19 protein-coding genes are annotated in these 20279 nt (G+C 34.6%); all 19 read left to right on the forward strand.

Features of this window, described 5'->3' with window-relative positions; translation table 11 throughout:
• The first annotated feature begins 9 nt into the window (after positions 1-9).
• Complete coding sequence (gene ylqF / locus CW357_RS02275; RefSeq protein ID WP_124217239.1) at positions 10-864, forward strand: ribosome biogenesis GTPase YlqF; 855 nt, start codon at positions 10-12, stop codon at positions 862-864.
• Between the two features lie 168 nt (positions 865-1032).
• Entirely contained in the window at positions 1033-1806 is a 774-nt protein-coding gene (locus CW357_RS02280; protein ID WP_124217240.1) for a ribonuclease HII, read from the forward strand.
• A 6-nt stretch (positions 1807-1812) separates the two neighbouring features.
• Entirely contained in the window at positions 1813-3906 is a 2094-nt protein-coding gene (locus CW357_RS02285) for a hypothetical protein (RefSeq protein ID WP_124217241.1), read from the forward strand.
• Complete coding sequence (locus CW357_RS02290; RefSeq protein WP_124217242.1) at positions 3903-4199, forward strand: EscU/YscU/HrcU family type III secretion system export apparatus switch protein; 297 nt, start codon at positions 3903-3905, stop codon at positions 4197-4199. The genes CW357_RS02285 and CW357_RS02290 overlap by 4 nt, the downstream gene beginning before the upstream one ends.
• Positions 4200-4355: 156 nt before the next feature.
• Complete coding sequence (sucC, locus tag CW357_RS02295; RefSeq protein ID WP_124217243.1) at positions 4356-5516, forward strand: ADP-forming succinate--CoA ligase subunit beta; 1161 nt, start codon at positions 4356-4358, stop codon at positions 5514-5516.
• Positions 5517-5532: 16 nt separating this feature from the next.
• Positions 5533-6435, forward strand: a complete 903-nt coding sequence (gene sucD, locus CW357_RS02300) for a succinate--CoA ligase subunit alpha (RefSeq protein ID WP_124217244.1) — start codon at positions 5533-5535, stop codon at positions 6433-6435.
• A 102-nt stretch (positions 6436-6537) separates the two neighbouring features.
• Positions 6538-7434 carry a DNA-processing protein DprA gene (dprA, locus tag CW357_RS02305; protein ID WP_124217245.1) on the forward strand — a complete coding sequence of 299 codons (897 nt, stop codon included), beginning with the start codon at positions 6538-6540 and terminating at the stop codon, positions 7432-7434.
• A gap of 93 nt (positions 7435-7527) precedes the next feature.
• Complete coding sequence (gene topA, locus CW357_RS02310) at positions 7528-9603, forward strand: type I DNA topoisomerase (RefSeq protein WP_119414272.1); 2076 nt, start codon at positions 7528-7530, stop codon at positions 9601-9603.
• Between the two features lie 28 nt (positions 9604-9631).
• Complete coding sequence (gene trmFO / locus CW357_RS02315; protein WP_119414273.1) at positions 9632-10948, forward strand: FADH(2)-oxidizing methylenetetrahydrofolate--tRNA-(uracil(54)-C(5))-methyltransferase TrmFO; 1317 nt, start codon at positions 9632-9634, stop codon at positions 10946-10948.
• A 392-nt stretch (positions 10949-11340) separates the two neighbouring features.
• Entirely contained in the window at positions 11341-12240 is a 900-nt protein-coding gene (gene xerC, locus CW357_RS02320) for a tyrosine recombinase XerC (protein ID WP_119414274.1), read from the forward strand.
• A 19-nt stretch (positions 12241-12259) separates the two neighbouring features.
• Complete coding sequence (gene hslV / locus CW357_RS02325) at positions 12260-12808, forward strand: ATP-dependent protease subunit HslV (protein ID WP_124217246.1); 549 nt, start codon at positions 12260-12262, stop codon at positions 12806-12808.
• On the forward strand, positions 12805-14199 hold the full coding sequence (gene hslU, locus CW357_RS02330) for an ATP-dependent protease ATPase subunit HslU (RefSeq protein ID WP_119414276.1): 1395 nt from the start codon (positions 12805-12807) through the stop codon (positions 14197-14199). The genes hslV and hslU overlap by 4 nt, the downstream gene beginning before the upstream one ends.
• A gap of 85 nt (positions 14200-14284) precedes the next feature.
• The gene (gene codY, locus CW357_RS02335; protein ID WP_119414277.1) at positions 14285-15064 is read left to right on the forward strand and encodes a GTP-sensing pleiotropic transcriptional regulator CodY; all 780 of its coding nucleotides are present in this window, start codon (positions 14285-14287) and stop codon (positions 15062-15064) included.
• A 572-nt stretch (positions 15065-15636) separates the two neighbouring features.
• Positions 15637-16029 carry a flagellar basal body rod protein FlgB gene (gene flgB, locus CW357_RS02340; protein ID WP_124217247.1) on the forward strand — a complete coding sequence of 131 codons (393 nt, stop codon included), beginning with the start codon at positions 15637-15639 and terminating at the stop codon, positions 16027-16029.
• Positions 16030-16031: 2 nt separating this feature from the next.
• Entirely contained in the window at positions 16032-16487 is a 456-nt protein-coding gene (flgC, locus tag CW357_RS02345) for a flagellar basal body rod protein FlgC (RefSeq protein WP_124217248.1), read from the forward strand.
• Positions 16488-16520: 33 nt separating this feature from the next.
• Positions 16521-16826 (forward strand): flagellar hook-basal body complex protein FliE, encoded by a 306-nt coding sequence (gene fliE, locus CW357_RS02350; RefSeq protein WP_119414280.1) that lies wholly within the window; start codon positions 16521-16523, stop codon positions 16824-16826.
• Between the two features lie 59 nt (positions 16827-16885).
• Positions 16886-18487, forward strand: a complete 1602-nt coding sequence (gene fliF, locus CW357_RS02355; protein ID WP_124217249.1) for a flagellar basal-body MS-ring/collar protein FliF — start codon at positions 16886-16888, stop codon at positions 18485-18487.
• Between the two features lie 15 nt (positions 18488-18502).
• Entirely contained in the window at positions 18503-19519 is a 1017-nt protein-coding gene (gene fliG / locus CW357_RS02360; RefSeq protein ID WP_119414282.1) for a flagellar motor switch protein FliG, read from the forward strand.
• Positions 19512-20279: a flagellar assembly protein FliH gene (gene fliH, locus CW357_RS02365; RefSeq protein WP_124217250.1), complete on the forward strand. Its 768-nt coding sequence runs from the start codon at positions 19512-19514 to the stop codon at positions 20277-20279. The genes fliG and fliH overlap by 8 nt, the downstream gene beginning before the upstream one ends.

Below are 20279 nucleotides of genomic sequence, written 5' to 3' on the forward strand. Positions count from 1 at the left end.
GTGAAAAACTTGACTATACAATGGTTTCCTGGACATATGGCCAAGGCACGCAGACAAGTTACGGAAAATTTAAAGCTTGTTGATATTATTTTTGAATTAATCGATGCACGCCTGCCTATGTCATCCAGAAATCCGATGCTTGACGAAGTCATTCATCAAAAAACAAGATTATTAATATTAAATAAAGCTGATATGGCAGATGAAACTCAAACGAAAAAATGGCTTGCTTATTTTGAGCAAAAAGGTCATAAAGCTATAGCTATTAATTCATTAGATGGAAAAGGTTTGAAGTTGGTAACAAAAGCTGCACAGGAGTTATTAGCAGACAAATGGGCACGTATGAAAGCAAAAGGTTTAAAAACAAGAGCTATTCGTGCGATGATTGTAGGTATACCAAATGTAGGTAAATCTACACTTATCAATCGTCTTGCAAAGAAAAATATTGCAAAAACAGGTAATACCCCTGGTGTTACAAAGTCTCAACAATGGATAAAAGTTGGTAAGGAATTAGAATTGTTAGACACTCCAGGGATTTTATGGCCGAAATTTGAGGATCAAGAAGTTGGATATAAATTAGCTTTAACTGGAGCTATAAAAGATACGATTACGAATATGGATGACCTTGCTATTTATGGCTTGAATTTTTTAAGTGATCATTATCCTGGACGTATGGAAGAACGATATCAAATTTCTAGCTTAAGTGAAGAAATTGTTGAGACATTTGATCATATAGGAAAATTACGAAACGTTTATATATCTGGTGGCGAAATTGATTATGATCAAGTAGCAGAACTAATTGTAAGAGATATTCGTGGTCAACAACTCGGTAAGCTAACCTTTGATTTTGTAGAGGATTTTGCATAAAAAAACAAACCTTTTTTACCAGTGTGTAAAGAAGGTTTTTTCTGTACTTTAAAAAAAGATTGCCGATAAAAAGGATATTGATAGGTGTAATTATTAATGTGTGTAAGTTAACTTCATCTTCACCGATTATTAATGAACCAATCAGGCTTAGCAAAAGGAGAAATTTAAGTGAGTACCATTAGAGAAATTAAAGATGCACTATTAAGAGAAACGGAGTGGCAACCTTGGATGTCTGAATTAGAAACCGACAAAAGACAAGGTATTGTTAAGGCGTTGGAACAGTGGCATCGTCGTAAAGCAAAATACGATTTACTCTTTTCAGAACACAAGAAGAAACTTGCATTTGATGAATCATATAGACCTTTTCCTCATGCACTTGTAGCGGGTACTGACGAAGCAGGCCGAGGACCATTGGCAGGACCAGTTGTAACAGCAGCTGTCATATTGCCGGAGGACTGCCCAACACTAATCGGGTTAAATGATTCAAAACAGTTATCTAAAGAAATGAGAGAAAGTTTTATTGAAAAAATAAATGAATGTGCCATCGCTTCTTTTATTCACTTTCAACCTGCTAGTGTGATTGATGAGGTTAATATATATGAGGCGACAAAACAATCTATGAAAATATCAATTGAATCATTAACAACAAAACCAGATTTTGTATTAGCAGATGCTATGACACTGCCGATTGATATACCACAGCAATCCATTATAAAAGGAGATGCCAAAAGCTTAGCAATCGCAGCAGCTTCCATTCTTGCCAAAACAGCTAGGGATCATTATATGGAGAAAATGGCACAGCAATATCCAGAGTACGGATTTGAAAAGCATGCAGGTTATGGAACAAAACAACATTTGGAAGCACTAAAAAAATATAGGCCTACAGAAATTCATCGAAAAACGTTTGAACCGATTAAATCTATGATTCTTCAGAAGGGGTGAATAGAGTTGAATTATCCATCATTGACATCAGTTCATCTGCAACAGTCAAGTGGGCCAATGAATGGACATCCATTGGTTTTAAAACAAGGGCAAGTGATTCATGGAACGATTAAACAATTATATCCAGACCAAATTGCAGAAGTTCAAGTTGGTGGACAACGGATGATGGCTAAATTAGAAATCCCTCTACAAGCTGGGAATTCGCATTATTTCCAAGTATCAGGGGTTGAACCAGATTTGCAACTTAAAGTGATTTCAGGGCCAATGACACCATCAGCACCCATGTCACAGCAAGTTACTCAATTACTAGATTCTATGAGATTACCACAAACAAATGAGATGAAACAAATAGCATCTCATTTACTAAAAAATGATTTGCCAATGACTAAAGAACAAATGCAACAAGCAGAACAAATAATGAAGACATTACCTGATACAATTAGTTCAAGAGAGGCATTGAATGTTATACAAAAATTGATTGAACTAAAATTACCAATCCAACAAAATACATTTCAAGCTGTGTTACAGGGTAGTATGAAACAAGGTTTTACAGAGGTTTTGGGGAACCTACAACAATTATTACTCCAAGACGATTCCATTCCTCCAACAATGCGAGAACAGCTTCAAAATCAACTACAATTGATCAATAAACCGTTGGCCTTAGAAACTGGAGGCATATTACTAGCAAAGATGTTAGATGTAATATCGTCTTCGTCAGCTTCTCCAGCAGATAAATTAACGGTTTTACAACTACTAAAAGACTCGGGAATTATACCGAAAAGTGCAAATTTACTTAACTGGAATACTAATATTCAACCATCAAATAATAATCGACTTTTGCAACAACTTTCTTCTGAGTCACTAGCAGGTAATGTTAAGGAAGTGACATCGTTACTCCAGCAAGTTAAAGAATCAGTACAACGAAATTTATCATTATCTGATTCTCAAAAACTGGGGATTCATCAATCTATAACAAAGGCAATTACACAGCCCACAGTTGAGAATGTTCAAGCAGTTACAAAGCATCTCGAAACAACATTACAAAAATCAACTATTCAAACGCTAACAGCCGCTTTGTACACGGCGTCCAAAAAAGAAATGACAGAATTGCTACCGCAGCTAAAAAATGCAATTCAAGAGCAGACTTTGTTAACTTCAACACAAAAGGAAGAATTACTTCAAACGATACAAAAGATTGATAATGAAAAAAATGCATCTCAGTCAATTCAATCAGTGGTGAAGGAATTACATAACCAATTATTGAAAGCTTTTGGGGATTCAGCACAATTCCAACCGTTTCAAGAAGATAAGCAAGGAATGACAGCTAAGCAACAAATGATGCAAATCTTAAATGCAGATACTTCAAATGATCACAATGCTTTTGCAAGATTAGTACAAGTAACAACTAGTTCAAAATCAGACTTTATTCAACAAATGTTGATGAAAACTGAAGAACAGTTAGCGCAACAACTAGATGGTAAAACATTTGAAACAGCAATCAAACAAACTTTACAAAACTTAGGACTGAGCTATGAAGCAAAACTAAGTGAGAATTCTTCAAATCTAGAACAAATCTCGAGTCAGTTAAAGCCCCAATTATTAGGACTATTGCAGGAGGATTCTGTTTCAAGTACGACCAAAAATGTAGCAGAACAAGTCATAGCTCGGATGAATGGTATGCAATATTTATCAGGTGAAAACGGACCGCAACATCAACTAATTATGCAAGTACCGTTAGAGTTCTTCGGAAAAAAGACAGAGGCAACTTTACAATGGAATGGCCGTATGAAAAAAGAAGGTAAAATTGATGCTGATTATGCACGCATACTCTTTTACTTGCAACTTAGCTCTATTCAAGAAACAGTCATTGATATGCAAGTGCAAAGTCGAGTTGTTTCGGTTACTATTTATAACGAAAATGACAACTTGAAGTCTTTAGCAGAGCCATTAAAAAGCATTCTTAAAACAGGACTATCACAACATGATTATCAACTTTCGGGTGTTTTTATAAAAAAATATTCGAAGGAACAAATGAATACCAATAGTAAGAAATCATCGGCATCAGAATTGCATACGCAAGGAGTCGATATACGTATATGAATGAAAGACAACAAACAAGAAAAGAAGCTGTTGCCCTTTCCTATAATCCTTTGAAGGCAGATATACCAAAGGTTATTGCAAAAGGAAAGGGGAAAGTTGCTGAAAATATATTGGAACAAGCAAAGAATCATAATATTCCGATTCAAGAAGATCCAAATCTTGTCCAATTATTAGGTCAGTTAGATTTAAATGAAGCTATTCCAGATGAACTATATCAAGCTGTTGCGGAAGTATTTGCATTTATCTATAGACTGGATCAATTACATGAAAAATACTTAGAAAAAAGCCACTAATTTTTATATAAAATTAGTGGCTTTTTAGATTATGGGATAATCTGTTATTTTTGCAGAAAGAAATGTAGTGAAGTAGACTATGGACATTATTGTCTGATTTTTATACAATATACTTGTATTTCATAATATTATGAAATTTAGATGGGAGGATTAAGTATGAACATCCATGAGTATCAAGGAAAAGAAATTCTTCGTCAATATGGGGTGTCGGTTCCTTCAGGTCGAGTTGCATTCTCACCAGAAGAAGCAGTAAAAGTTGCGAAAGAATTAGATTCAAAGGTTATAGTGGTAAAAGCACAAATCCATGCAGGTGGTCGTGGAAAGGCTGGCGGGGTTAAAATCGCTAAGAATTTAGATGAAGTCCGTTCTTATGCTAAAGAATTGTTAGGTAAAGTACTAGTCACGCATCAAACAGGTCCAGAAGGTAAAGAAGTCAAGCGCCTATACATAGAGGCTGGTTCTGATATTCAAAAAGAATATTATCTTAGCTTTTTAGTAGATCGAGCTACTTCAAAAGTAACAGTAATGGGTTCAGAAGAAGGCGGTATGGACATCGAAGAAGTAGCGGAAAAGACACCGGAAAAGATTTTCAAAGAAGTCGTTGACCCAGTTATAGGTCTTACTGGTTTCCAAGCAAGACGCCTTGCATTTAATATGAATATTCCTAATAAATTAATCAATAAAACAGCAAATTTAATGCTAGGTTTATATAAAGCGTTTACAGAAAAAGATGCATCTATCTTAGAAATTAACCCTCTAGCAATAACAGGGGGAAATGAAGTACAAGCGTTAGATGCCAAATTTAATTTTGATAGTAATTCGTTATATCGCCATAAAGATATTGTTGAATTGCGAGATTTTGATGAAGAAGATCCAAAAGAAATAGAAGCTTCAAAATACGATTTAAACTATGTAACTTTAGACGGTAACATTGGTTGTATGGTAAATGGAGCAGGTCTAGCGATGTCTACAATGGATACAATTAGTTACTATGGCGGGCGTCCGGCAAACTTCCTTGACGTTGGTGGTGGTGCAACTGCTGAAAAAGTAACGGAAGCATTTAAAATAATACTGTCTGACCGCAATGTAAAAGGAATTTTTGTTAATATTTTCGGTGGTATTATGAAATGTGATGTCATTGCAGAAGGCGTAATCACAGCTGCAAAAGAAGTAGGATTAAAAGTACCATTAGTTGTTCGTCTTGAAGGAACTAATGTTAATTTAGGGAAAAAATTACTGAGAGAATCAGGCTTAAATATTGTCGCTGCAGATTCCATGGGTGACGGTGCTCAAAAAATCGTAGAACTTGTAGGCTAAGAAGGGCGGAATCAAGATGAGTATTTATATCAACAAAGATACAAAAGTATTGGTACAAGGTATTACAGGTTCGACTGCGCTTTTTCATACAAAACAAATGCTAGATTACGGTACTAAAATAGTAGCAGGTGTAACGCCAGGTAAGGCGGGTACTTCAGTTGAAGGAGTACCTGTATTTAACACGGTTGCTGATGCAATTAATGAAACAGGAGCGAATGTTTCTGTCATTTATGTTCCAGCACCATTCGCAGCAGATGCAATCTTAGAAGCTGTAGATGCTGAACTAGATTTGGTGATTTGTATTACAGAACATATTCCTGTACTTGATATGGTCAAAGTTAAACGCTATATGGAAGGGAAGAAAACGCGTTTAATTGGACCAAACTGTCCTGGAGTTATTACTGCAGATGAATGTAAAATTGGTATTATGCCAGGATATATTCATACAAAAGGTCATGTTGGTGTTGTATCTCGCTCTGGTACATTAACATATGAAGCAGTACATCAATTAACGGTAGAAGGCATTGGCCAAACTACAGCAGTCGGAATTGGTGGGGACCCTGTAAACGGCACAAACTTCATAGATGTATTAAAAGAATTTGAAGCAGATCCAGAAACATATGGAGTTATCATGATTGGAGAAATCGGTGGTACAGCTGAAGAAGAAGCTGCAGAATGGATTAAAGCAAACATGACAAAACCTGTTGTAGGATTCATCGGTGGTCAAACAGCACCTCCTGGTAAACGTATGGGGCATGCAGGAGCTATTATTTCAGGTGGTAAAGGTACTGCAAAAGAAAAGATCAAAAAGATGAATGAATGCGGTATCGAAGTAGCTCCAACACCATCAGTTATTGGCGAAACATTTATTCGAGTGATTAAAGAAAAGGGCTTGTACGAAAAGTGTAAAACCCATTAGAATGAGAGTGTAGTACTAAAATAGTACTGCACTTTCTTTATAAATAGTCTTTGATAAAGCTTGTTTGTTTAAAGTATAATTGCATATTAATGGAGGGAAGTTATGTACGATGTAAATTTTACAGAAAGATTACTTGCACTACATTATGTGTTTCCTGTTCCCCTTAACAGGTTGCAGAAATTGTTTGAAGTAGACCCAGATTTAACACAATTAGATCAAATATCTACTCAAAAACTAGCTGGATATTTGAATTTATCTGTCGAAAAAGCTGGAATTTTACAAGAAAACTATATAAAAACGCTTAATTCCCCATTAAATGAAGCGTATATGGCACATAATATCTTCCCCATACCTTTTCATCATTCATTATATCCCAACAAATTACTTGCATTATATGACCCACCAGTTGTACTTTATACAAAAGGATTAGTTGATATTTTGAAGAATTGGCGTAGAATTGCAATAGTTGGTTCAAGACAAGCTACAAATTATTCTGAAAAAATATTAAACTATATAATACCACCATTAGTAGAACAAAAGTATGTTATTGTTAGTGGGTTAGCTAAAGGTGCAGATCGCATGGCTCATGAAGCAACAATAAAATTTTCTGGTCAAACAATTGGAGTATTAGGTCATGGTTTGTTTCACCTTTATCCAAAAGAAAATCGTAAATTAGCTGAAATTATGGAGAAAGAACATTTGCTTATAAGCGAATATCCGCCATATGTAAAACCACAAAAATGGCATTTTCCGATGCGCAATCGTATTATAAGTGGTATGTCTGAAGGGATACTTGTTACTGAGGCAGCGGAAAAAAGTGGTACTTTAAGTACGATTGATCATGGTTTAGAAAACGGTAAGCATATATTCGTTGTGCCAGGTGATATAACAAAACCACTTTCTAAGGGACCACATAAATTGCTATTAGAAGGTGCAATGCCTGTGTGGAACGGTTATCAAATTATAGAAGAAATAGAAGGATTTCTACTTTCTAAATGAAAAAGGGTTGCAAAAATACAAATTCTGTTATACATTTTGCAACAGGTATTTCTTTTGGAAAATGAAACAACACCTCTATAAGGGGGAAATCTAATGTCGGATTATTTAGTTATAGTGGAATCGCCCGCAAAAGCAAAAACAATCGAGCGATATTTAGGAAAAAAATATAAAGTAAAAGCTTCAATAGGTCATGTACGCGACCTTCCAAAAAGTCAAATGGCTATTGATACAGAAAACAATTACGAACCAAGATATATAACGATTCGTGGTAAAGGCCCCGTTTTACAAGATTTGAAATCTGCAGCGAAGAAAGCAAAGAAAATATATCTCGCAGCCGATCCAGACCGTGAAGGGGAAGCAATAGCTTGGCACTTAGCAACTGCTTTGAATATTGATATTGAATCAGATTGCCGTGTAGTATTTAATGAGATTACAAAGGATGCGATTAAAGAGTCCTTTAAGCATCCACGTCCAATTGATATGGATTTAGTTGATGCGCAACAAGCAAGAAGAATTTTAGATAGGCTTGTTGGATATAATATTAGCCCTTTATTATGGAAGAAAGTTAAAAAAGGATTATCAGCAGGTCGTGTTCAATCCACAGCATTACGTCTGATTATTGACCGTGAAAATGAAATCAAGAACTTCCAACCGGAAGAATACTGGACAATTGAGGGGAATTTCCAAAAAGGCAAAAAAACATTTGATGCCTCATTTTATGGAATAGCAAAAGAAAAAATTAAATTATCAAATGAACAAGAAGTAGGAGAAATTCTTAACCAAATCAATGGCAACGATTTTCAAGTGAAAAAAATTGTTAAAAGAGAACGTAAAAGAAATGCTTCACCTGCATTTACTACTTCATCTTTACAACAAGAAGCTGCTAGAAAGTTGAATTTCCGTGCTCGAAAAACAATGATGCTTGCGCAACAATTATACGAAGGTATAGATGTTGGAAAAGAAGGTACAGTAGGTTTAATCACATATATGCGTACAGACTCTACACGTATCTCTGAAACAGCTAAAAAAGAAGCTCATGAATATATTGAACAAAATTATGGATCTGAGTATACGACTTTAATTACTCAACAAGCAAAAAATAAAGAAAATGCACAAGATGCACATGAAGCTATTCGACCTACAAGTACATTGCGTCATCCTGATCAATTGAAAGCAGTCTTATCTAGAGATCAATTGCGATTATATCGTTTGATTTGGGAAAGATTTGTTGCAAGCCAAATGGCACCAGCAATATTAGATACAGTAACCACAGATTTACAAAATGGTGAAATCATCTTCCGTGCATCTGGCTCAAATGTAAAATTCCCTGGTTTTATGAAGCTCTATATTGAAGGTTCTGATGATCAAAAAGAAGAAAAAGATAAACTTCTGCCTCCAATGGAGCAAGGTGATGTTGTGAATAGTTTAGAAATTGAACCGAAACAACATTTCACTCAACCGCCACCACGCTTCTCAGAAGCACGTCTAGTTAAAACGTTAGAGGAGCTAGGTATAGGAAGACCATCTACTTACGCACCAACATTAGACACTATTCAAAAGCGTGGCTACGTTACATTAGAAGCGAAACGATTTGTTCCTACTGAACTTGGGGAAATTGTCCATTCATTAGTGCTTGAATTTTTCCCGGGAATTATTGATATTGAATTTACTGCGCAAATGGAAAAAGACTTAGATAGTATTGAAGATGGTAACGTCAAATGGGTTCAAATTATTGATGATTTCTATCGGAAATTTGAAAAGGATTTGAGACATGCAGAAATTGCAATGGAAAAAGTAGAGATTAAGGATGAACCAGCAGGTGAGGATTGCGAACAATGTGGATCACCTATGGTCTTTAAGTTAGGACGATATGGAAAATTTATGGCTTGTAGTAATTTCCCAGAATGCCGTAATACAAAAGCAATTGTGAAAGAGATCGGTGTGAAATGTCCAAAATGTAAAGAGGGCGAAATCGTCGAAAGAAAAAGTAAGACAAAACGCATTTTTTACGGATGTAACCGCTATCCAGATTGTGACTTTGTCTCATGGGATAAACCTATCAACCGTCCATGTCCGAAATGTAATGAATTATTAGTAGAAAAGAAAATTAAAAAAGGTATTCAAGTCCAATGTACAAGTTGTGATTATAAAGAAGAACCTACACAATGATTTAGTTAGAAAGCAGGTAAATAATAGAATGACACCAATTGTAAATGTAATCGGAGCAGGTTTAGCTGGAAGTGAAGCTGCTTGGCAAATCGCGAAAAGAGGCGTACAAGTTCGACTATATGAAATGCGCCCAGTAAAACAAACACCCGCACATCATACAGATAAATTTGCTGAACTAGTTTGTAGTAATTCACTAAGAGCAAATAATTTAACTAATGCAGTAGGCGTAATTAAAGAAGAAATGCGTCAATTGGACTCAATCATTATTGAAGCTGCTGACAATTGTTCAGTACCAGCTGGTGGTGCATTGGCTGTAGATAGACACGAATTCTCAGGATATATTACAGAAAAAGTAAAAAATCACCCACTTGTGGAAGTAATTCATGAAGAAGTAACAGAAATTCCGGATGAAGGGATTACAGTTATTGCAACTGGTCCACTTACTTCAAAAGCTTTAGCTGATAAAATCCAACAATTAACAGGAGAAGATTATTTATATTTCTATGATGCTGCAGCACCTATTATTGAAAAAGACAGTATCGATATGGATAAAGTGTACTTAAAATCTCGTTACGATAAAGGTGAAGCTGCTTATTTAAACTGTCCTATGACAGAAGATGAGTTCTATGCATTCCAAAAAGCACTTGTTGAAGCAGAAAAAGCACCCTTAAACGAATTTGAAAAAGAAAAGTATTTTGAAGGTTGTATGCCGATTGAAGTTATGGCAGAAAGAGGACCAAAAACAATGCTTTTCGGGCCTATGAAACCGGTAGGCTTAGAAGATCCTAAGACTGGAAAACGACCATTCGCAGTAGTTCAGCTTCGTCAAGACGATGCAGCAGGAACACTATATAATATCGTTGGATTCCAAACACATTTAAAATGGGGTGCACAAAAAGAAGTATTTCGTATGATTCCTGGATTAGAGAATGTTGAAATTGTACGTTATGGAGTTATGCATCGAAATACATTTATCAATTCACCAAAAGCTTTAGCACCAACATATCAACTAAAAAGTAAGCCAAACATCTTCTTTGCTGGTCAAATGACAGGTGTAGAAGGTTATGTAGAATCAGCAGGAAGTGGTTTAATCGCTGGGATTAATGCAGCTCATTTAGCATTACAACAAGATTTATATATCTTCCCTGCTGAAACTGCTTTAGGAAGTATGGCTCGTTATATAACAGAAGCCGATCCAAAACATTTCCAACCGATGAATGTGAACTTTGGTCTTTTCCCAGCTCTAGGTGAAAAAATTAAATCAAAACAAGAACGTGGAGAAAAGCATGCAGAACGTGCTTTAAATGCATTAAAACAATTTAAATCCACAATAGAAGTACTATAGATTTTTACACTTTTAATGAGTAGAAAATCCAAAATAAATTTCAAATGAGACATAAAAAATAATATTGTATATAATTATCCAGTGTCTTGGATTTTAAATTTGTTAAAATTTTGTTTAATAGTTTGCGTAAGTCCTTAAATGTTGTTATACTTTTAAGGGCTTTTTTCTTTGCAATTATTTTTTTTTGCGTTTAATCGGTTTTTTTTAGGATAAATACTTCCATAATTAGGTATACTACACATAAAATATGTTTAATAAAATATTCATACAAAAAAATGTCATAAATCTACTGAAAATTGCCATAGTCTAAGTTGTGGAAAGCGTTTTCGCTTTATTTAATTGTGTTACAGTGAGAAAATAGAACAGAAAACGTGAGTAGATGAGGTGTTCCTATGAACATTCAATTTAAACAGGCACTTGAACAGTTTGTTACTTATATCCAATTAGAAAAAAACTTCTCTCCATTAACGGTACGTGATTATCAAAAGGATATACTTGATTTTTATACATTCCTTCAAGTAGAAGGTGTGGAAGATTTAACGCAAGTTGAATACATACACGCCAGACTTTTTGTAACGAAATTGTATGAAGAAAAAAAGGCAAGAACGACAATATCAAGGAAGATTTCTTCAATCCGTTCTTTTTTCAAATTTTTAAATAAAGAATATAATTTGGACGATACAGCGTTCCAAGCTCTCTATCATCCCAAAAAAGAATTAAGATTACCCCACTTTTTTTATGAAGAGGAACTAACGAAGCTGTTTGAGTCAAATGAGGGAGAAGACCCTAAGGCATTAAGGAATATGGCTTTATTAGAACTTCTTTATGCAACTGGCATCCGAGTAAGTGAACTAACATCAATCGAACTGAAAGATGTTGACTTTTCATTGAATATCTTAAGAGTGATGGGGAAAGGTAGAAAAGAGAGGTATGTTCCATTTGGACATTTTGCAGCTGAAGCCATGCAACACTATCTAGCAGAATCTCGTCCTAAACTTGTTAAAGATATAAAGCATACAAAACTATTTGTAAATATGCGAGGAGGAGCTCTAACTGCAAGAGGCGTTCGATATATTTTAAATGACATGGTGAAACAAGCGGAGTTACATACTAACATATATCCACATATGTTACGACATACGTTTGCAACCCATTTATTAAATAATGGGGCGGATTTGAGAACTGTTCAAGAATTATTAGGACATTCTAATTTATCGTCAACGCAAGTTTACACACATGTAACAAAAGAACATCTACGAAACACATATATGAATGCTCACCCAAGAGCTTAATATTTTGAGGAGGTTTTAAATTATGGATTTGCATGCAACAACAATATTTGCCATACAGCATAATGGTCAAAGTGCTATGGCAGGCGATGGGCAAGTTACGTTAGGAAACTCTGTAGTAATGAAACATACAGCAAAAAAAGTTCGTCGTTTATACAATGGTAAAGTGCTAGCTGGTTTTGCTGGATCTGTGGCAGATGCTTTTTCATTATTTGAAATGTTCGAAAGTAGATTGATGGAATATAACGGAAATTTGCAAAGAGCTGCTGTAGAAGTTGCTAAACAATGGCGTGGGGATAAGATGCTTCAAAAGTTAGAAGCCCTTTTACTAGTGATGAATAGTGAGACATTACTATTAGTATCTGGATCTGGTGAAGTGATTGAACCAGATGATGGCATTTTAGCAATTGGTTCTGGTGGGAATTATGCTTTATCTGCCGGAAGAGCTTTAAAACAATATAGTGGAAATATATTAACTGCGAAAGAAATTGCGAAAGCATCGTTAGAAATAGCAGCAGATATTTGTGTATTTACAAACCATAATATTATCGTGGAGGATCTAGAAGTATGATACAACAAAAGACCCCTAGAGAAATGTTAGAGTATTTAAATCGTTATATTGTCGGCCAAACAGAAGCGAAGAGAGCTGTAGCCGTTGCCTTACGTAATCGTTATCGTAGACAATTATTATCTGAAGAAATTCGAAATGAAGTAATTCCTAAAAATATATTGATGATAGGGCCAACTGGTGTCGGTAAAACTGAAATTGCTCGTCGTATAGCACGTCTTGCGAAAGCACCATTTCTTAAAGTGGAGGCTACAAAATTTACTGAAGTAGGTTATGTTGGTCGGGATGTTGAATCTATGGTTCGAGATTTAGTGGACATCTCCAATCGCCTTGTAAAAGAAGAAAAACAAGAAGAAGTTAAAGAACAAGCTGAAAAATTAGCAAATGACCAAATTGTGAAATTATTAGTGCCAAGTATGAAAAAAAAGCAAGCTACACAAAATCCATTTGAAGCTTTATTTGGACAAAAAAGTGAAGACTCTGAAGAAAAACAAGAAGAAGATTCGCAAGTTCGTTTAAAACGTTCTCAAATTGCTGAGAAATTACGAGATGGAAAATTAGAAAACGAATGGATCACCATTGAAGTAACAGAACAACAACCGAATATGATGGGTATGATTCCTGGTGGCCTTGATATGGGTGGAACGAACATGGGGGATATGCTTTCAAGTTTTATGCCACCCAAAAAGAAAAAACGCCGATTACAAGTAAAAGATGCAAGGCGAATTTTAACGATTGAAGAAGCTAACAAATTAATCGATAATGACGAAGTATCTGAAGAAGCAATTCGTCGTGCAGAAGAAACAGGAATTATTTTCATTGACGAAATTGATAAAGTCGCTACTAGAAGTAATAGTGGTGGAGGAAGTGCAAATGTATCTCGAGAAGGAGTGCAACGAGATATACTTCCGATAGTTGAGGGTTCAACAATTAATACAAAATATGGACCTGTTCGTACGGATTTTATCTTGTTTATTGCAGCAGGAGCATTTCATATGTCAAAGCCATCTGATCTGATTCCCGAATTACAAGGGAGATTCCCAATTCGAGTTGAATTAGAAAAATTAACAAAAGAAGACTTTATTCGTATTTTAAAAGAACCAGATCACTCATTGATTATTCAATATCAAGCGCTTCTTGCTACGGAGGGTATTGAGATTGTATTTACGGATGCAGCAATTGAACGCATTGCAGAGATTGCAACAAATGTTAACCAGGATACAGATAATATCGGTGCAAGACGTTTGCATACAATACTTGAACGGTTATTAGAAGAACTATCATTTGAAGCGGCAGATATTTCACCAGCACATATAGAAATTACAGAAGGGTATGTCGATGAAAAACTTAACAAAATTGTTAAGAATAAAGATTTGTCACAGTTTATTTTATAGTTTATAATCTAATGTATTGCGCAAAATTTAAAACCTTTTGAATATTGCATAAATTCAAGAAAATTTTACAGGAGGCTAAATAAAAATGAATTTATTAGCTAAAACAAGAAAAATTAATTCCATGCTACAAGCATCAGCAGGAAAACAAGTTAACTTTAAAGAAATGGCAGAAAAGCTTGGTGAAGTAATCGATAGTAACGTATATATTGTAAGTCGTAAAGGTAAGTTATTAGGTATTGCAGTGAACCAACAAATCGAAAACGAACGTTTTAAAAAAATGCTTGAACAACGCCAATTCCCAGAAGAATATACTCGCAACTTATATGACTTCTCAGAAACTGCTTCAAATTTAGATGTTTTTGACCAACACAGTGCTTTTCCGGTTGAAGCTCAAGAAATTTTCAAATCAGGTTTAACTACTATTGTACCAATCAATGGTGGTGGAGAACGTTTAGGAACATTAATCCTAGCACGTTTAGAAAGTAAATTTGAAGATGATGATCTAATTTTAGCTGAATACGGTGCTACAGTTGTTGGAATGGAAATTTTACGTGAAAAATCTGAAGAAATCGAACAAGAAGCACGCAGTAAAGCTGTTGTACAAATGGCTATCAACTCATTATCATACAGTGAACTAGAAGCAATCGAACATATCTTTGAAGAATTAGATGGTTCTGAAGGTTTACTAGTGGCTTCTAAAATTGCAGATCGAGTGGGAATTACTCGTTCCGTAATCGTTAATGCGTTACGTAAATTAGAATCTGCTGGTGTTATTGAATCACGTTCTCTAGGGATGAAAGGTACTTATATCAAAGTATTAAATAACAAATTCCTTACTGCATTAGCAGAAATAAAAATGCGCTAAAATTTATTGATTAATGATGAAACTATCTTTTCTACTTTTGAAGAAAAGATAGTTTTTTTGTTTTAAAGAAGATACATATATGATTGTAAAAAATTATCCAATATAAATTTGTCGAAATTTGTAGTCGCGATGTAGGTAATAAACGCAAGATAATAAAAAAAGAGAGAACGAAAAATATTTCTATTCATTCTGAATATTTTGTTTTTGTTAAAAAAATGATTTTTTACGTGTGATAGTACTAGTAAAATGAAAGTTTTAATATTAAGTGACGAAAGAACTAGATAATATTTCACAGACTGTTTTTAAAGAATAGAGTTTATTTCATTAACTCTTTAAAAATAAGCAATTAAACGTATTTAACATTGTAATAGTATAAAACATTTATAATCGAAAAGTAGTATTTAAGGATTGAGTTAAAAAATAAAACAAACTATTTTGCGAACAAAAATAGTTTGTTTTGCCTACTAAAAATAAGCTATTTTAGATAGACACTTTATAACATATTTATTACAATTATAACGTATTGAAATTTAAGAGAATTTGACAAAAAAAGTCGAATTGAGGTGAAAAATTTGAGCCTATTTAGCGGAACAATAAGTAATATCGAAAGTGGATTATCATATGCGAGTGTTAAACAAAAAACAATCGCACAAAATATAGCAAATGTCGACACACCTAACTATAAGGCTAAAGATGTAAGTTTTAGCAAGATGTTGACAGAAGCTAAAGAATCATACATAAAGGCATATCGTACAAATGATAAGCATATTGACTTCCAAACAGATTCTAAAGCCCCAGGCGTGTATAGTTATTCCAATAACTCTTATAGAGAAAATGGAAATGGTGTAGATATGGATAAAGAACAAGCGAGTTTAGCGAAAAATACAATCTATTACAATGCATTAATTGAAAGAGAAAATGGAAAACTGAATTCTCTTTTAACTGTTGCTAAAGGAGGTAATTAGCGATGTCGATTTTTCATAGTATGGACACCACTGGTTCTGCCTTAACAGCGCAACGTCTACGAATGGATGTTATATCATCTAATATGGCTAATGCGGATACTACACGTGCTAAGAGGGTTAATGGGAAATGGGTTCCTTACACACGGAAAACTGTTACATTAACACCGAAGGAAGGTAGTTTTTCGAATTATTTAAATGTTGCTATGGGCGGAAATGGCAAAATGGGGAATGGTGTAAAAGTTTCAAGCATAAATGAAGATACTTCAACGCCATATAAACTTGTATACGATCCAACAAATCCAGATGCAGATAAAGATGGTTATGTACAAACCTCAAATGTCGATTCATTAAAAGAAATGGTAAATCTTATTTCAGCAACAAGATCTTATGAGGCAAATGTAACAGTATTTAATGCAAACAAATCAATGCTTTCTAAAGCACTTGAAATTGGTAAGTAACTGGTGATTCTAATTAAGGAAGGATGAAGGGAAATGGCTATTTCACAAATTTCGGTTCTACAACCAACGCAACCAACAATGACACAAAGCGTTGCACAAACAATTCCATCTGATAAGAAGGAAAGCTTTGGAACAATGTTAAAAGATGCTATTTCAACCGTTAATGATAGTCAAGTAGCTTCTGATACTATGACTAATAAGTTAGTTAATGGAGAAAATGTAGAGCTTCATGATGTAATGATTTCGGCGCAAAAAGCGAATATTACATTAAATACTGCCCTATCAATTCGTAATAAAGTCATTGATGCTTACCAAGAAATCATGCGAATGACAGTTTAATAGAAATGATTATCGGCTTTTTATAACGATGAATCATTTACTATGACCGGAGGCTCAAAATGAAGGAAAGACTAAAGAATATCAAAGCCAACTTTAGTGGGTTTTGGAGTAGTCGAACAAAAGTGCAAAAAGGAACCATTATTGGTTCTATTATTGCAATATTACTCATTGCATCAATTATTACATATTTCACAACTAGAGTAACATATGCACCTTTGTTTTCGGACTTATCAGCTGCTGAAGTAGGGCAAATTAAAGAACAATTAGATTCAAAGGGAGTTAAATATCAGGTAACAAATGGTGGAACAGCTATCTCAGTACCGGAAGATCAAGTCGATAATTTAAAAGTAGACTTAGCTTCGCAAGGCTTTCCGCAATCGGGGCAAATTGATTACTCCTTCTTTTCAAAAAATGCCGGGTTTGGTATGACGGATAATGAGTTCAACGTATTAAAATTAGCGTCAATGCAAACCGAACTTGCAAATCTTATGAAAGATGTAAAAGGCGTTAAAGATGCAAAAGTAATGATTACATTACCTGAAAAGGGTGTTTTTGTTAGTGATACTCAGCAGGAAGCAAGTGCATCAATTGTATTAAATACCGAACCAGGATATCAGTTTACAGAGTCTCAAATTAAGACATTGTATAATTTGGCATCAAAAAGTGTGCCGAATTTAAAACCAGAAAATATCGTTATTACCAATCAATATTTTGAATACTACGATTTAAATACCCAAACTGCTTCGACTGGGGATGGTATTTCATCTTCTGATTCAAATAAACAATTAGAGATTAAAAAGCAAATTGAACGAGATCTCCAACGTCAAGTTCAAACAATGTTAGGTCAGTTAATGGGAGCTGGAAAAGCTGCTGTTACTGTAACAACTGATATTGATTTTACACAAGAAAAAAGAGAAGAAAATTTAGTTGAACCAGTAGATAAGGAAAATATGGCTGGTATTCAAATAAGTGCTCAAAAAATCAACGAAACATATACAGGTACAGGAAATGCGGCAGGTGGTACACCTGAAGCAGATCAAAATACGGATAATTTCACAGATTATCAATCTACAACGAATGGCAATGGTGATTATGAAAAAACAGAGGACACAGTAAATTACGAAGTTAATCGTATTAAACGTAAAATTACAGAAAGTCCATATCGAGTTCGTGATATTGGAATTCAAGTTTTAGTTGAACCACCAAAACCGGGTGATCCAACTTCATTGCCACAAGCTACACAAGATAATATTAAAAATATGCTGGCTTCAATTGTACGTACGTCAATTGACAAAAACGAGGCAGGCCAGCTAACTAATGCACAAGTGAATCAAAAGGTAACAGTTGCAGTTGAAAAGATGAATGGTAAAGCACAAATGGCAACTGCACAAAAAAGTTCTATCCCATGGTGGATATATGTAATAGGTGGAATTTTATTAGTTGTCATTGGTTTACTAGTATTCTTTATCGTTCGTTCTAGAAGAGAAGAGTACGATGAGGATGAATATGATTATGAAGACGAAGTAGAATTAGATATTGAAGATATTTCTGATGAGAAAGAAACCGAAACAACTTTAAGAAGAAAACAACTTGAAAAAATGGCAAAAGAAAAGCCAGATGAATTTGCAAAATTATTAAGAACATGGATTTCAGAAGATTAATGGGAGGGTTAAGCTGTGGTAGCTAAGAAAGAAAAAGGTCTATCAGGAAAACAAAAAGCAGCACTCCTATTAATTTCTTTAGGACCAGAGGTATCAGCTGCTGTATATAAACATTTAAATGAAGAGGAAATAGAAAAACTAACATTAGAAATTTCTAGTGTAAAAAAAGTTGAACCAGAGATTAAAGAAGAAATAATAGAAGAATTTCATAATATAGCACTTGCTCAAGATTATATTTCTCAAGGCGGAATTGGCTATGCTAAAACGGTATTAGAAAAGGCACTCGGAAATGATCAGGCACAAGCAATTATTAATCGTTTAACGTCATCTTTACAAGTAAGACCTTTTGATTTTGCACGTAGAACAGATCCTGCTCAAATATTTAATTTTATACAAAATGAGCATCCACAAACAATTGCTTTAATCTTGTCTTATCTTGAACCGCAGCAGGCGGGAGTTATTTTATCATCTCTTCCTCAAGAAGTTCAAGCAGATATTGCTAAACGTATAGCTACTATGGATTCAACTTCACCAGAAGTAATTAGTGAAATTGAATCTGTATTAGAGAGAAAATTGTCATCAACGGTTACGCAAGACTATACAGAGACTGGTGGCGTAGATGCTGTCGTAGAAGTACTGAATGGTGTAGATCGTCAAACTGAAAAAACAATTCTCGATGCACTCGAAATACAAGATCCAGAACTTGCGGAAGAAATCAAAAAGCGCATGTTTGTTTTCGAAGATATTGTTACACTCGACAACCGTTCTATCCAACGTGTTATTCGGGATTGCGAAAACGAGGATTTACTTTTAGCGATGAAAGTTTCAAGCGAAGAAGTAAAAGAAATCATTTTCAAGAATATGTCACAACGTATGGCCGAGTCATTTAAAGAAGAAATGGAAGTAATCGGACCTGTTCGTTTGAGAGATGTAGAGGAAGCCCAATCACGTATTGTAGGAATTACACGCCGATTAGAAGACGCTGGTGAAATTATTATTGCTCGTGGTGGAGGGGATGACGTAATTGTCTAAGATTTTCCGTTTTGAAGATTCGAAGGCTTATAAAGAAAATTTCCGCACCATTGAAATACAAGAATTATTCAGTACACATGAAAATGTAGAGGAAGATATAACTTTAGAACATGTTTTTGAAGAGCGTAATAAACTTTTGAGTGAGGCGCATCAAGAAATACAAAGCCAAAAAGAGGCATTTGAGCAACAATGCTTTCAAAAAAATCAAGCGTTAGATGAAGAAAAACAAAAATGGCAGCAAGAAAAATTAGAATTGCAACAGCAAGCGTATGATGAAGGGTTTCAGCAAGGTCTTGAAGAAGGCCGTTTGAAGGCAGAAGCTAATATGGCTGAAGATATTAAATTGGCCAATAATACAATTATTCAATCTAAACTAAACGCAGAGCAATATTTGCAAGAACAAGAAGAAGTCATTCTTGAAATTGCTATTCGCTCTGCAGAAAAAATATTAGGAATAGCCTTGCAAGAAAATCCTGAACGTTTTATCGATATAGTTCGAAAAGGATTAAAAGAAGCAAGAGAGATGAAAGAGATTAAATTATATGTCTCTCCACTATATTACAGGCTCGTTTCAGAGCATCGTGAAGAGTTAAGTGAAATGTTTCCTATAGGTGTTCCTTTTATGATCTTTGTCAATGAAGAAATTGGTGATACAGATTGTTATATTGAAACAAATCATGGAAGAATCATCGTTAGCATAGACCAACAGCTAAATGAGTTAAGACTAAAACTTGGAGAAATTTTAGAAAGCGTGGATTGA

Source organism: Rummeliibacillus sp. TYF005 (assembly GCF_003844195.1).
Classification (GTDB): domain Bacteria; phylum Bacillota; class Bacilli; order Bacillales_A; family Planococcaceae; genus Rummeliibacillus.